This window comes from Legionella birminghamensis, assembly GCF_900452515.1.
Lineage (GTDB): Bacteria > Pseudomonadota > Gammaproteobacteria > Legionellales > Legionellaceae > Legionella_C > Legionella_C birminghamensis.
This window is the reverse complement of record NZ_UGNW01000001.1, coordinates 361,040-373,468: the sequence shown is the minus strand read 5'-3', so window position 1 is coordinate 373,468 and position 12,429 is coordinate 361,040. Positions and strand designations below refer to the sequence as shown.

Below are 12,429 nucleotides of genomic sequence, written 5' to 3'. Positions count from 1 at the left end.
TATCAGACTTTGGAAAGAAGTCTTTTTCGTTTCGCAATATTCGATATTAAATCAATACTGAATTGAAATTTTACTGGCTATTTCATTCGAATTGCTTTAAATTTGCTCTAATCTGCGCGGTTTTAGTCTATCACCACTTCATTAATTATGAAATATCGTTTGACAATAATTTTTTCGCTTCTGCTTAGCGCCGCGCTAGCCTTGGCTTATTATTGCTTGCCCAAACCACCGCTCCTGCAAGGTATTCCCTTTTCCACCGCAGTCTGGGATGAAAATGGGCATCTCCTGCGCCTTAGCTTAAGCCGGGATGAGAAATACCGGCTTTATTTACCGCTTTCAGATATTTCGCCGCAGCTTATTGAGGCCACGCTCCTCCAGGAAGATCAGTATTTCTATCAACATCCCGGTTTAAACCCCGTCGCCATGCTAAAAGCCGGCTGGCAAACCTATGTAATTCGATCGCGGCGGCAAGGCGCCTCAACGATTACCATGCAGTTGGCAAGAATACGATTTAATGTCAATTCTAAAAAATGGACAGGCAAGCTGCTGCAGATGATTCGTGCAATCCAGCTGGAGCGGCACTATAGCAAACAACAGATTCTGGAAGCTTACTTGAATCTGGCGCCCTACGGCGGCAATATTGAAGGCATTGGCGCAGCGAGCCAGATTTATTTCAATCACTCGGCAAATCAATTGGGTTTGCCCGAAGCCCTTACACTAAGCGTCATCCCGCAAAACCCCGGCAAACGAACGCCAAAAAACCAGCAACTCAAGGGAATTCGGAACAAACTTTTTAATCGCTGGCTGCAAATCCATCCAGAAGATAAGCGCTATGAAAATGCCATGGCACTGCCTTTGGCGATGAAGACTATCCGTGATCTTCCCTTCGCGGCCCCTCATTTTGTAAATAGTCTTCTAGCCAGCAATGGCGGCCAGCAGCAGATTCATACAACCCTGGATCTGAAGCTACAATCCCTGGTTGAACGAATCACACAACGCTATTTGCAGAGGAAAAAAGGCATCGGTGTATTTAATGCTGCAGTTTTATTAATTGATACGCGCGATATGAGCGTTAAAACCGCGATGGGCTCGGCTAACTTCTATGATTCCAGCATTGGCGGTCAAATTAATGGCATGGAGATTAAGCGTTCTCCAGGCTCAACACTTAAGCCGTTTATTTATGCATTGGCACTAGATCAGGGCTTGATTCATCCTTCGACCGTACTCAAAGATGTACCGCATAGTTTCGGCGCTTATAATCCTGAAAATTTTGATAATGATTTTATGGGGCCTATCAGGGCAAAGGATGCGCTTATCCTAAGCAGAAATATTCCAGCAATTTTTTTAGCCAGTCAATTATCCAAACCCAGTTTGTTTGGATTACTTGAACAGGCACAAATCAGCCAGCTTAAATCTGAATCCTATTATGGCCTTGCGCTGACCCTGGGGGGCGCCGAAGTCACCATGAAGGAATTGACTACCCTTTATGCCATACTCGCCAATAACGGCTTATGGCGGCCATTGCGCATGTTAAAAGAAACACCCGGCGTTACTGGAAAGCCTTTGTTAAGTCGGGAAGCCAGCTTTCTGGTGATGGAAATGTTAAAGGAAACACCACGAAGTGATCTGCTGTTTAAAACACGCAGCCTGCCTGTTGCCTGGAAAACAGGAACCTCCTCAGGATATCGCGATGCCTGGACCGTAGGTATATTCGGACCCTATGTTCTAACCGTCTGGATAGGCAATTTTAATAATAAGGGAAATCCGGCTTTTGTAGGCAAAAATATCGCAGCCCCTTTGTTCTTCGAACTGGTTGAAGCAATTCAGCATGAAAACGGTCCGCTGAAACCAATCGACAAACATCCTGAAAGGATGAATCTGACTCGGATTCCTGTTTGTAAAGCGTCAGGGCTTTTGCCCACCCGTTACTGCAAAGATACGGAAATGAGCTGGTTTATTCCGGGAAAATCACCCATCAAAACAGACACAATCTATCGCGAGGTAGCCATTAATCAACGGACAGGCCTTCGTACCTGCCATTTTGATCAGAATACCCGTTTTGAAATTTATGAATTCTGGCCTTCGGATCTGGCCAGAATTTTTAGACAGGCCGGAATACAGCGGCGCGTTCCGCCTGCCTATGAAGCAGACTGCAATTTGTCGGCCAGTAAATCATTGGCACCGCAGATTACATCCCCACAGTCCGAGCTCAGATATATTGTCAAAGCTAACTCTGACCAGCAAACCTTCATACCCTTTGCAGCGGTTACAGATGCTGATGTGAGAACTCTCTACTGGTTTATTAATGATCACTATCTCGGCCAGACGACTAATGATCAACCCTTATTATGGTCTGCCAAGCCCGGCAAATTTGTGGTACGGGTAATTGACGACCATGGTTATTCCGATGCCAGGGACATCAGCATTCGAGTGGCCAGCTAAAAACCCCACATTTTTTCTTAAAGCTGCATATACTTTGATAGACAGCGATTCTTTGCTATTCCATAACCCTCTGTGGAGTGAATTGTGGATATCATTCTTATAGGAATAGCCGGTGCCTCCGGCTCCGGCAAGACAACGGTTGCCGCTGAACTACAGCAATATTATGGTGCTGATCACTGCAGCATTATTTCATCTGATAACTATTACAAAGGCTTGGGAACCACTCCTATTGAGCAGTGGCTGGAAGTTAATTTTGATCACCCGGACAGTATTGAGTTTGAGCGCTTGGCAGAGCATCTGAAGCAATTAAAATCTGGGCAATCCGTTGAAATGCCCCTATACGATTATTCCACATCAACCCGCAAAAAAGAGACTCAATTAATTACCCCCACACCCATCATTATTGTGGAAGGCATTTTAATTTTTTATCCGGACTATATCGCTGAATTATTCAACATGAGAATATTTGTAAAAGCAGAGGCAGATGTCTGTTTAATCAGGCGCATTGAAAGGGATACTGCCGAGCGCGGTTTAACAACTGAGAAAGTGATTGCGCAATACAGGCGTTATGTAAAGCCAATGTATGAGCTATATGTAAAACCTTATAAAAATCGCGCGGATATAATCATTGAAAATAACAGTGAAACTCATCTATCCCCGGAACGATTTCAGTTCGATTTAACGGCTATCACACAATTGCTGAATTTGAAAGCTAATGCTCTTCGCGAAATTGAATCATTGCAGATTGATTTGATCAATACAGATTTTTCCAGCCAAAACTAAAATATCTTTGTTCGCTGGATAATGTATAATTTAATAAACCTCTTTTATTACAGCAAGATTATGAATGGACGCTTATCAGCTTTAATTGCATTATTTCTGCATTTCTCTGTCGCCAGTGCTGCAAATGATGCTTTCATTGAGACAGCAGTCCACAGCATGCAAAAATGTTACGTACAGCAAACGAATAAAAACGATGGCCTGTCTTTGGCGAAATGCATCAGTGACCAGTTAAAAATAATTCCGAATCCTGAAAATTATATTGTTAATCTGGAGGGTAAAGAGCCCCACCATTTGACCCTTTATCTCTATAATCCTAAAGGTTTTCGGATTATTTGTTTGTTAAGAGGGGGAAAAACGCTCGAAATTGACACCTGCGACACTTACAAGGCCAAGCCGCTTAATGCAGATCAGCAGTTATCTATTGACCCTAATGAAAGCACCCAATAGTCGCAATCAGTACTTGAAAAATATAAATTAGACCCTAACTACTAATTACATGAACCAATTACAAAAGGAGACCGTAATGAATGGTATAAAACGTGATTATTTTCCAATTCGGAAAGACATTGGCAGTTTATTAGAAAATTTTTTCAAGACTCAAGACGCCTCTTTTGTCGATACAGGTACTTGGGCTCCTGCAGTCGATATTAAGGAAGAAAAAGACCGTTTTGTCGTTATCGCTGATATCCCGGGGGTGAAATCGGAGGATATTCATATTTCTCTTGAAAACAATCTATTAACTATCCAAGGGGAGCGCTATTTTGAAAAATCGGAAGAGAAAGAAGGCTATTCCCGAATGGAGCGTAGCCAAGGGCAATTCTATCGCCGCTTTAGTCTTCCCCAAACCGCAGATGAAGGAAAAATCAGCGCCAAGTGCAAACATGGTGTCCTGGAGGTGATTATTCCCAAGAAAAACCATGCGGTGGAAAAACGTATTGAGGTAAAAGTAGAGGATTAATCCAGAGAGCAGAGCTTTGAATGCCTATTTTCACCTTGGATCGGATTGTATCGGAACCGTTCGGCCTGAGGAGGAGCAAAGCTCCGTCTCGAAGGCTTGGCATTGAATGGAGCCTTCGAGACGCCGCTAAAGCGCCTCCTTTGGCCGAACGGATTGAGATAAAAGATGAGGAACTCTCAGGACAAGCCGGCATTTAGGGCGGGTTGGTCTACCCTGGACTAGGTAACGTTAAAACAAGCCTCCCCTAGGGCGAGAACCCCAGTCGTTAGGTTCTGAACAACATGGCAACGTCAATGGAATCAAAAGAGAAATGGCTGTTGCAGAAATCGCAGCTGATATCGATTTTACCTTTCTCTTCTAACAGTTTTTTTGCTTCTTCTTCACCCAGAACGGTGATGACCTGTTTCATTTTTTCAGGGCTGCAGCGGCATTTGAATTGCGTTGCCCTTTCGTCAAATAATCGAAGCTCTGTTTCATGGTAAAGCCTATAGAGTAAGGTTTGATTATCCAGGGTTAATAGCTCATTCTCACTGACAGTTTGGCCCAGATGGACGGCATACTCCCAGAAATGCTCGCGTTGTAAACTGTCTTGTCCAGGCATTAGCTGCAGAAGCATTCCTGCTGCGCGATCTTCATTAACAGCAAGCCAAACGCGGGTAGCAACCTGTTCCGATTGTGAAAAATAATGGGTTAAATTCTCACTCATGGAAGTCGCCAAAAGAGGAACCACGCTTTGGTACACCTGAGTGTTGTGGTATTGATTAATAGTCAGAACCATTTGGCCTTGCAGGAAAGCTTCGGCATAATCAGCAATTTCCAGATTTTCCTGAAATTTGGCAAAACCGCGCAGATTAAGCTGATGGTCGCATTGAACCAGCAGCAGCGGTAAGCGTTTGTCACCTTGAAACTGCAGGCTTAAATCCCCTTCAAATTTAATGCTGCCAGATAATAGCAGACAGGATATTAATGCTTCGCCCAGCAAATACTTGACCATCTCAGGATAGGCATGCTGACTCATAATCGTACGATAGGTTTCATGCAAATGAGCGATCTCTCCACGAATACTGGCATGCTCAAATATAAAACGCTGCAGATTATCCAATTCTTTTCTCTCTACAAAATAGGAATATTCAAAAATGTTGGTAATTCTAGCACATTTATGATTGTTTGCTCAGGAATGTCAGGCGATAATTCATCTTTTAATTTCGGATCGCCTATGTTAAACCCCCAGCAAATGGCTGCAGTTCGTTATATCGATGGGCCATTACTAGTATTAGCCGGCGCAGGTAGCGGCAAAACACGCGTTATCACACAGAAAATCGCCTATTTGATTGAGGAATGTGGTTATCAGGCACGCTCTGTTTTTGCTGTAACCTTCACGAATAAAGCGGCTAATGAAATGCGATCACGGGTTAACTCCGTACTGTCTGCCCATAATCGCCGCGGGCTTAAAGTCGCCACCTTCCATACCTTTGGCCTGACGATGATTAAAAAGCATGTAAAACTCTGCAATTTAAAACCAGGGTTCTCCATCCTTGACAGCGAAGACTGTCTGCAGTTAATTCGCAATTTTCTGCCGCCAGCTAAAGGCAATGACCGCGATTACCTGGCTCAGATCCAGCAGCAAATTTCTCGTTGGAAAAACGACCTGTTAAAACCCGGAGATTTGACCAGTAAAACGCCCGACAGCCCCATTTTCCTAGATGCCCTGGCTATTTATGAGCGCTATCAAAATGCGCTGCGTGCCTATAATGCAGTGGATTTCGATGATTTGATCATGCTTGCCGTTAATCTTCTGCGCGATCATGAAGAGGTCAAGGATTATTGGCAAAACCGGGTTCGCCATTTACTGATTGATGAATACCAGGATTCCAATCTCAGTCAATATTTGTTAGTGAAGCTGCTCACCGGGCTTCGTGCACAATTCACCGTGGTAGGCGATGATGATCAGTCCATTTATGCCTGGCGAGGCGCCAGACCGGAAAATCTCGAGCAGCTGCAACGGGATTATCCACAGCTAAAAATTATTAAGCTGGAGCAAAACTACCGCTCAACAGGCCGCATTTTACATGTCGCCAACACGCTCATTTCAAATAACTCCCATTTATTCGACAAAACCCTGTGGAGCGAATTAGGCTATGGTGAAATGCTGCGTGTTCTTTGCTGTAAGGATGAGCAGGATGAAGCGGAACAGGTAATTGCTGATTTAATCAGCCATCGTTTACGCCACGGCAAGCAATACGGAGATTATGCCATTCTGTATCGCGGCAACCATCAGTCGCGCGTGTTTGAAAAATTACTGCGTCACCACGGTATTGCCTATCGTTTAAGCGGGGGACAGTCCTGGTTTGCCCGAAGCGAGGTTAAAGATGTTTTTGCTTATTTGAAACTACTCTGTAATCCCCAGGATGATGCGGCTTTTCTTCGCATCATCAACACCCCAAAACGCGGGATTGGTGAAGCCAGTTTAGACAGCCTCGGTCATTACGCACAGGAACGTGGTGACAGCCTGTTTCACTGCGCAGACCATATTGCCCTTTCTGAAACACTTGCCGACAAGCCGCGCCAGGCATTACAGCAATTCAAGCAATGGATATTGGGCGTTAACAAAAGGCTGGAAAGCCAACCGGTAGCGGAAACACTGCGCGAAATGGTTGAGGAATCGGGCTATGAAGCCTATATTTATGAGCAATGCGATACCCCCGCTAAAGCGCAGAAACGCATGGACAACATTTGGGAATTGCTGGAATGGATCGATCGCCTGCTCACTAAAAACCCCGATCAGAATCTGGTTGATATAATTAATAAACTAATTCTGATTGATATTCTCGAGCAGGCCGATGAACAAGATAAGGAAGCCGTCCAGCTGATGACTCTGCATGCTTCCAAAGGCCTTGAGTTCCCTTTTGTGTATCTGGTAGGAATGGAAGAGGATTTATTGCCGCACCGGGTCAGTATTGACGAGGATCAGATTGAAGAAGAGCGTCGTCTGGCTTATGTCGGCATCACCCGAGCCCAGCGTGAACTCTGTCTAAGCCTCGCCCGGCAAAGACGCCGTGGCGGGGAAGTCCAGGATTGTCAGCCAAGCCGTTTCCTGGAGGAATTACCCGGCGATCATATTGAATGGTATGGGAAATCGGGTGAGAAAAATGAAGAGCGCGCCAAAGCGGTGGCAAAATCTCATTTAGCGGCATTAAAAAATATGCTTAATGAGGGATGATACCCCTCTCGTGAATTATAGCTATCTACACAAATTTTTTTCCCGCATCGAATCCCCGCGGTCGCATGCCGCGGGGATTCGACTGCATTGGTGTAGATAGCTATGCTTGTGAACCCAGGGCGATCTATCTGTGCACTAAAGGGGCTTCCCAAGCCACATAAATTCCTTTATAATTGACAGACTAACAAGCAATAAGCACATTACCAATGCTGTTTGACAACTATTTAACAACCATTATTCCTTCAATTATTATCGGCTGAAAAGCCGACTATCTATTTACGCCCTTAAAATCCAGCTAATTCCATAAATTCTCCAAGAGAGACAGAAGATGACTTTTAATAAACTACGTCCTTTTTTAATGTGGCTTTTTCCTCTGGCATTTTTTACTTATCAATTCATTCTACGCCTGTGGCCAGGGTTGATGATGCAGCCAATCATGAGCCGGTTTTCGGTAGACGCCAGTCAATTCGGCCTATTGGCAGCCCTGTATTATTATGGATATGCCGGCATGCAGATTCCTGTTGCTATTATGCTGGAGAAATGGGATGCCCGCCGCGTGGTCTCAGGGTTTGCGATTCTATGCGGTTTTGCTGCACTGCTATTTAGTTTTACCACCAATTGGTATTTGGCCTGCTTGAGCCGTTTTTTAATTGGCGCAGGTTCGGCGGTCGGTTTTCTCGGGGTTTCCAAAGTGGTTTCAGAATGGTTTCCAGCCTCCCAATACTCCAGAATGATCAGCTTTTCTTTTACCCTTGGATTGACCGGAGCTATCTATGGCGGGAGACCGGTTAACCAATTGATTGAGTCCCAGGGGTGGCTGCCAGTGGCCTTTGGCCTGTCACTGTTTGCTATCGTATTAGGCTGTAGTATCTTTTTACTTCTGCGCTCTAAACCAGTGCCGGCAAATAAACAGGCAGAACCCTGCTTTAACCGCCAACAGTTTAAAGCGCTGCTAAAATCACCAGTTATCTGGCTTCTGGCTTTGGCTAATTTTATGATGGTAGGCTCACTGGAAGGCTTCGCCGATGTTTGGGGCGTATCCTATCTGATGACGGCCTATCATTTCAGTAAAAACCAGGCAGCCGAGCTTATGTCATTTATATTTGTCGGCATGCTGGCAGGCGGTCCACTCCTTGCCCTGCTTGCTCGCAGATTAGGAAATTTTTCCGTGATTGCCCTTAGCGGCCTAGGCATGGCCGCAGCTTTATTCTGGCTTTTAAGTATTACTACATTGACTGCTTTTGAATTAAAACTCCTACTGTTTTTTGTTGGAATGCTCTGTTGCTATCAGGTGATCGTTTTCTCTGCAGGCAGTGAGTTGGTGAAGCCGGAGTTATTGGGGGTCAGCGTCGCCTTTCTCAATTGCATCAACATGCTCGGCGGCTCATTTTTTCATACCCTGATTGGCCGGTTAATGGAGCATGAAGCGATCACACAGTCAGGAAAAACGGTCTACAGCCTGAACGCTTACCAAAGCGCTCTTAGCTTGATTCCCTTCTGTGCGCTTTTAGGCGTCGCGTTGATCGCCGGACTTGCCTACAGGATCTCGCGGGCAGTTAAATTACAGACGGCAGCTCAGGTTTTATAAAGCGGGGGGTTTCCCCCGTCTAACCTTGATCCTCACAAAATTTTACCATCTTTTCAGTGCCTACCTCCCTATAAGTGCCTACGTACCGCGCTTTATGCGCGGTAACCATATAGGATGGTAAACTCTAATACTTTTTATTCATCAGAAACATTTGCATGGATACCGCGCATAAAGCGCGGTACGTAGCGTTTTTTAATAATTATCCTTAGATTTTATGAGGAACTCTCAGCATCTAACCCAGAGCAATTTCTTCTATGCAAGCCACCTCAGCAGGAGTCAAGGCAAACGAATCGGTATCCAAATCGTCTTTCATATGCTGCACATTCGTCGTACCGGTGAGTGACAAAATGCCAATATCCCTGGCAAAGCGGAAGATTACCTGCGCCAGGGTTTTGTTGTATTTTTTGCATATTTCGTGGATCTCCGCATGTGCAAGATATGGATAATTAGCGGTCAGCAGTGAAAATCCCTGGTAGATGCATTTTTTTTCCGCACAGAACTGTCTGATTTCCCGATCCCATAATTTTACCGCAAAGCAACGATTCTGTACGAAATGGGGTTTGATAGCCGCTTGGAGGTAAAGTGTTTTCAATTGAAGAAAATTTACATTAGAAACACCCAGATGGCGTACTTTTCCCATGCGAATCAAATCCTCCATTGCTCCCCAAACTTCCCAATCCTGTTCGGTTAACCCTTGGCTGGAGTATGGTCCATGTAAAATATAGGAATTCAAATAGCTCGTCTTTAAATGCTGCAAAGAGCTTTCAAGAGACTGTTTAACCTGATTAGTCAGAGAATCCTTTTCATCATAAGGCAATCGATGATCCTGTCCCTGGGCATAAGTAAACTTGCTTTGCAAAAAAAGGTCTTCACGATGAACCTCAGACTGGGCCAGGAACTGACTGATTCCCTGTCCCACGCCTTCTTCGTAATAATGTTTGCGTTGATTTGCTGTATCAATACCTCTAAATCCAGCGTTCAAAGCCTGATAGCATAGCGCCTGGGTTCTCTCTTCTTTCCAGGCTGTGCCGTATAAAATGAACGGCAGCGATTCTTCCTGATTCATGATCAATTCCTTTATTAATCCTATATATTTATTATATTATGCAGAATGGGTAAAAAATAGGCCTTTTTTATCAAGGCTTTTGGCTATGCAAGAATTAACTCAAAAACTTATTGTGAATAAAACCAAACAGTGGATTGAAAATTTTATAATCCGCTTTAATCTATGTCCTTTTGCTAAAAAAGAAATGCGTAAAAAATCGGTCAGATTTCAAGTGGCTGAGGTAAGTAATATGGAAGAAGCCTTGCAAGCCCTGCTTGACGAACTGGTTTATCTCGAATCCAATCCTGCAATTGAGACCAGCTTTTTAATTTATCCGCAGCATTTTGAAGATTTTTTTTATTATCTCGAATTGGTGGAACGCGGCGATTCATTGATACAGAAAGTGAACCTTGAAGGGGTTTTCCAGATAGCCAGCTTCCATCCTGACTACTATTTTGCCAATACGCCAAGCGATGATGTATGCAACTACACTAACCGCTCACCCTATCCAATGCTGCATCTTTTACGTGAAGCAAATTTGGAAAAAGCGATCGAGCGCTATGGCGACACTGAATCAATTCCTGAAAATAATATGCGCTTATTGAGAACGCTGGGTCTAGAGGCGGTAAAAAAGATTATTGAGGAGTAGAAACTTTCTGACAGCTTGCAACTTGGTGAGACGATCCAGATCCATGCCTTATCAGGCATTGAACTGGATCTTCACTTCGTTCGAAAAGACGGTACAGATATCCTTATGGTTGACTGCGATCGACCTTAAGCGATTAATGTTGTACTTCTTCTCGTTTAGCGCGTGCTTCCTGAACCAAAGAAAGCATGGCTTTTTCAACAATTTCAAATGACCTTTGCATGTGATCAAGCGTTTTATGACCATTTTCAATCAGCAGCTTAATTTGCTTTTCAAATAATTCTTCAGGTTTTTTTAAGCTAGCCAATTCTTCTGGTTTGATGTAATTCATGTTTTGCAGAGTTTTTACATTCAACTCAACGATCTCTTGCCAAGGAGCTTGAACTTTTCTAGCCATTTCGGTCCATTTTTCAAAATATTCGTGACTCATGACATTCTCCAATTATGTTGCATTGCACAATAATAGATTAGATCGTCTGTATATCAATGTCAAGGAGTTGGGGAATATTTTTTTGCACTGCAACATTTCAGGTTTTGAACAGGTTTTGCCATTGCATAGCTATCTGTTGCATTTGCTGCTGCCAGCTTAAATGACTTTGCGGAGCATTGCTAAGATATGGATTGGCTTTGAGCGAATTGGCCATATTATTAAAAAACTGATCGAGCATATTGGCAAAAAGCTGATGCATGGGATGCTTAGATAATATAATTAATTGCCTCAATACTTCTGGTGAGAGGAATTGTGTGGTTCCATTTTCCATTTCAATGAAAATCTGCAAGAGGGTGCTATTAGTAATATCCTGATTGGTGGTGGAATCCTCAACACGAAATGGAATACCGTCGATAACATACTGCTGTAGTTCTTCTACAGTAATGTATTTACTTTTTTCCATGTCATACAGACGTCGGTTTTTATATTTTTTTATAAGGCGGCTCATAAAGTTCTCTTACAGATAAACGGGATTAATACATGTGCAAACCGCCATTAACACTGAGATTTGCCCCCGTCAGGTAACAGCTTCGATCATCTAATATAAACTCTACTACCCAGGCGACTTCCTCGGGTTCTGCCAAGCGTTTTGCGGGAATCAACTCAATAATTGATTGAAGAATATCAGGACGTATACCTTTCATTAACCGCGTATTAACATAACCTGGCGATATACTGTTCACGGTAATATTTTTCTGCATTAATTCTTGCGCCAGACTTTTGGTAAAGCCATAAACACCCGCTTTTGAAGCGGCATAGTTTGCCTGAGAAAATTGTCCTTTTTGGGCATTAACGGATGAGACATTAACAATACGACCATACCTCTCGTTTCGCATAGACTCAACCACCTGCCGTGTGACGTTGAACATGCCATCCAGGTTGACGCGCAGCACCTCATCCCACTGCTGCTTCGACATTTTATTGAACACTGCATCTCTGGTAATGCCCGCATTATTAATTAATGCGCTGACTGGGCCAAACTCTTCTATCAATGTGCTGATAACGTCCTGGCAACCATCAAAATTAGTGACATCCATGTGGCGAAACACCAGATTATCAAATCCATCTTCATTTAATGCTGCCTGCCATAATGGTCCTTCATCGGCAGGCAAAATATCCAAAGCCACAACTGTCTTGTATTTTCCATTGATCGCTTTTGCAATTGCAGTACCAATATCGCCGGTACCCCCGGTAATCAATGCCATGTTCTTTCGATCCATACTTCCTCACTCTTGGTAGCTGACAAAGCTTAATACT

Annotated in this window: 12 protein-coding genes; 7 read left to right on the top strand and 5 right to left on the bottom strand. The window is 43.8% G+C overall.

What is annotated here, in order from left to right; all coding sequences use genetic code 11:
- Positions 1–147: 147 nt before the first annotated feature.
- The 4 genes from pbpC to DYH42_RS01585 all read left to right on the top strand — a co-directional run bounded on the left by pbpC (position 148) and on the right by DYH42_RS01585 (position 4,183).
- A complete protein-coding gene (pbpC, locus tag DYH42_RS01600; protein WP_058523288.1) occupies positions 148–2,442 on the top strand; it encodes a penicillin-binding protein 1C in 2,295 nt (764 codons plus the stop codon).
- Between the two features lie 84 nt (positions 2,443–2,526).
- On the top strand, positions 2,527–3,225 hold the full coding sequence (gene udk / locus DYH42_RS01595) for a uridine kinase (protein WP_058523287.1): 699 nt from the start codon (positions 2,527–2,529) through the stop codon (positions 3,223–3,225).
- 21 nt (positions 3,226–3,246) lie between these two features.
- On the top strand, positions 3,247–3,672 hold the full coding sequence (locus DYH42_RS01590) for a hypothetical protein (protein ID WP_058523286.1): 426 nt from the start codon (positions 3,247–3,249) through the stop codon (positions 3,670–3,672).
- Positions 3,673–3,748: 76 nt separating this feature from the next.
- Positions 3,749–4,183 (top strand): Hsp20/alpha crystallin family protein, encoded by a 435-nt coding sequence (locus DYH42_RS01585; protein WP_058523285.1) that lies wholly within the window; start codon positions 3,749–3,751, stop codon positions 4,181–4,183.
- A 265-nt stretch (positions 4,184–4,448) separates the two neighbouring features.
- Here DYH42_RS01585 and hslO read toward each other — a convergent pair whose 3' ends face one another.
- Complete coding sequence (hslO, locus tag DYH42_RS01580; RefSeq protein ID WP_237758994.1) at positions 4,449–5,285, bottom strand: Hsp33 family molecular chaperone HslO; 837 nt, start codon at positions 5,283–5,285, stop codon at positions 4,449–4,451.
- Between the two features lie 114 nt (positions 5,286–5,399).
- Between hslO and DYH42_RS01575 the strand changes: the two genes are divergently transcribed.
- Together DYH42_RS01575 and DYH42_RS01570 are read left to right on the top strand one after the other, a co-directional pair.
- Positions 5,400–7,403, top strand: a complete 2,004-nt coding sequence (locus DYH42_RS01575) for a UvrD-helicase domain-containing protein (protein ID WP_058523431.1) — start codon at positions 5,400–5,402, stop codon at positions 7,401–7,403.
- Between the two features lie 328 nt (positions 7,404–7,731).
- Positions 7,732–8,991 (top strand): MFS transporter, encoded by a 1,260-nt coding sequence (locus DYH42_RS01570; RefSeq protein WP_058523283.1) that lies wholly within the window; start codon positions 7,732–7,734, stop codon positions 8,989–8,991.
- Between the two features lie 232 nt (positions 8,992–9,223).
- On the opposite strand, the gene DYH42_RS01565 is transcribed toward DYH42_RS01570, so the two are convergent.
- A complete protein-coding gene (locus DYH42_RS01565) occupies positions 9,224–10,057 on the bottom strand; it encodes an aldo/keto reductase family protein (RefSeq protein WP_058523282.1) in 834 nt (277 codons plus the stop codon).
- A gap of 85 nt (positions 10,058–10,142) precedes the next feature.
- Between DYH42_RS01565 and DYH42_RS01560 the strand changes: the two genes are divergently transcribed.
- Positions 10,143–10,685, top strand: coding sequence for a DUF1415 domain-containing protein (locus tag DYH42_RS01560; RefSeq protein ID WP_058523430.1), 543 nt, complete (start codon positions 10,143–10,145; stop codon positions 10,683–10,685).
- 133 nt (positions 10,686–10,818) lie between these two features.
- Here the strand turns inward: DYH42_RS01560 and DYH42_RS01555 are convergent, their stop codons facing one another.
- The 3 genes from DYH42_RS01555 to DYH42_RS01545 all read right to left on the bottom strand — a co-directional run bounded on the left by DYH42_RS01555 (position 10,819) and on the right by DYH42_RS01545 (position 12,392).
- Complete coding sequence (locus tag DYH42_RS01555; protein WP_058523281.1) at positions 10,819–11,112, bottom strand: phasin family protein; 294 nt, start codon at positions 11,110–11,112, stop codon at positions 10,819–10,821.
- A gap of 97 nt (positions 11,113–11,209) precedes the next feature.
- Complete coding sequence (locus DYH42_RS01550) at positions 11,210–11,620, bottom strand: polyhydroxyalkanoate synthesis regulator DNA-binding domain-containing protein (protein ID WP_058523280.1); 411 nt, start codon at positions 11,618–11,620, stop codon at positions 11,210–11,212.
- A 25-nt stretch (positions 11,621–11,645) separates the two neighbouring features.
- Positions 11,646–12,392 (bottom strand): 3-oxoacyl-ACP reductase, encoded by a 747-nt coding sequence (locus tag DYH42_RS01545; protein ID WP_058523279.1) that lies wholly within the window; start codon positions 12,390–12,392, stop codon positions 11,646–11,648.
- Between the last annotated feature and the right edge of the window lie 37 nt (positions 12,393–12,429).

Bases quoted from the DNA above. Each gene is read 5' to 3' on its own strand.
- pbpC (WP_058523288.1), top strand. From the start codon at position 148: ATGAAATATCGTTTGACAATAATTTTTTCGCTTCTGCTTAGCGCCGCG.
- DYH42_RS01590 (WP_058523286.1), top strand. From the start codon at position 3,247: ATGTATAATTTAATAAACCTCTTTTATTACAGCAAGATTATGAATGGA.
- DYH42_RS01585 (WP_058523285.1), top strand. From the start codon at position 3,749: ATGAATGGTATAAAACGTGATTATTTTCCAATTCGGAAAGACATTGGC.
- DYH42_RS01575 (WP_058523431.1), top strand. From the start codon at position 5,400: ATGTTAAACCCCCAGCAAATGGCTGCAGTTCGTTATATCGATGGGCCA.
- DYH42_RS01570 (WP_058523283.1), top strand. From the start codon at position 7,732: ATGACTTTTAATAAACTACGTCCTTTTTTAATGTGGCTTTTTCCTCTG.
- DYH42_RS01565 (WP_058523282.1), bottom strand. From the start codon at position 10,057: ATGAATCAGGAAGAATCGCTGCCGTTCATTTTATACGGCACAGCCTGG.
- DYH42_RS01560 (WP_058523430.1), top strand. From the start codon at position 10,143: ATGCAAGAATTAACTCAAAAACTTATTGTGAATAAAACCAAACAGTGG.
- DYH42_RS01555 (WP_058523281.1), bottom strand. From the start codon at position 11,112: ATGAGTCACGAATATTTTGAAAAATGGACCGAAATGGCTAGAAAAGTT.
- DYH42_RS01550 (WP_058523280.1), bottom strand. From the start codon at position 11,620: ATGAGCCGCCTTATAAAAAAATATAAAAACCGACGTCTGTATGACATG.
- DYH42_RS01545 (WP_058523279.1), bottom strand. From the start codon at position 12,392: ATGGATCGAAAGAACATGGCATTGATTACCGGGGGTACCGGCGATATT.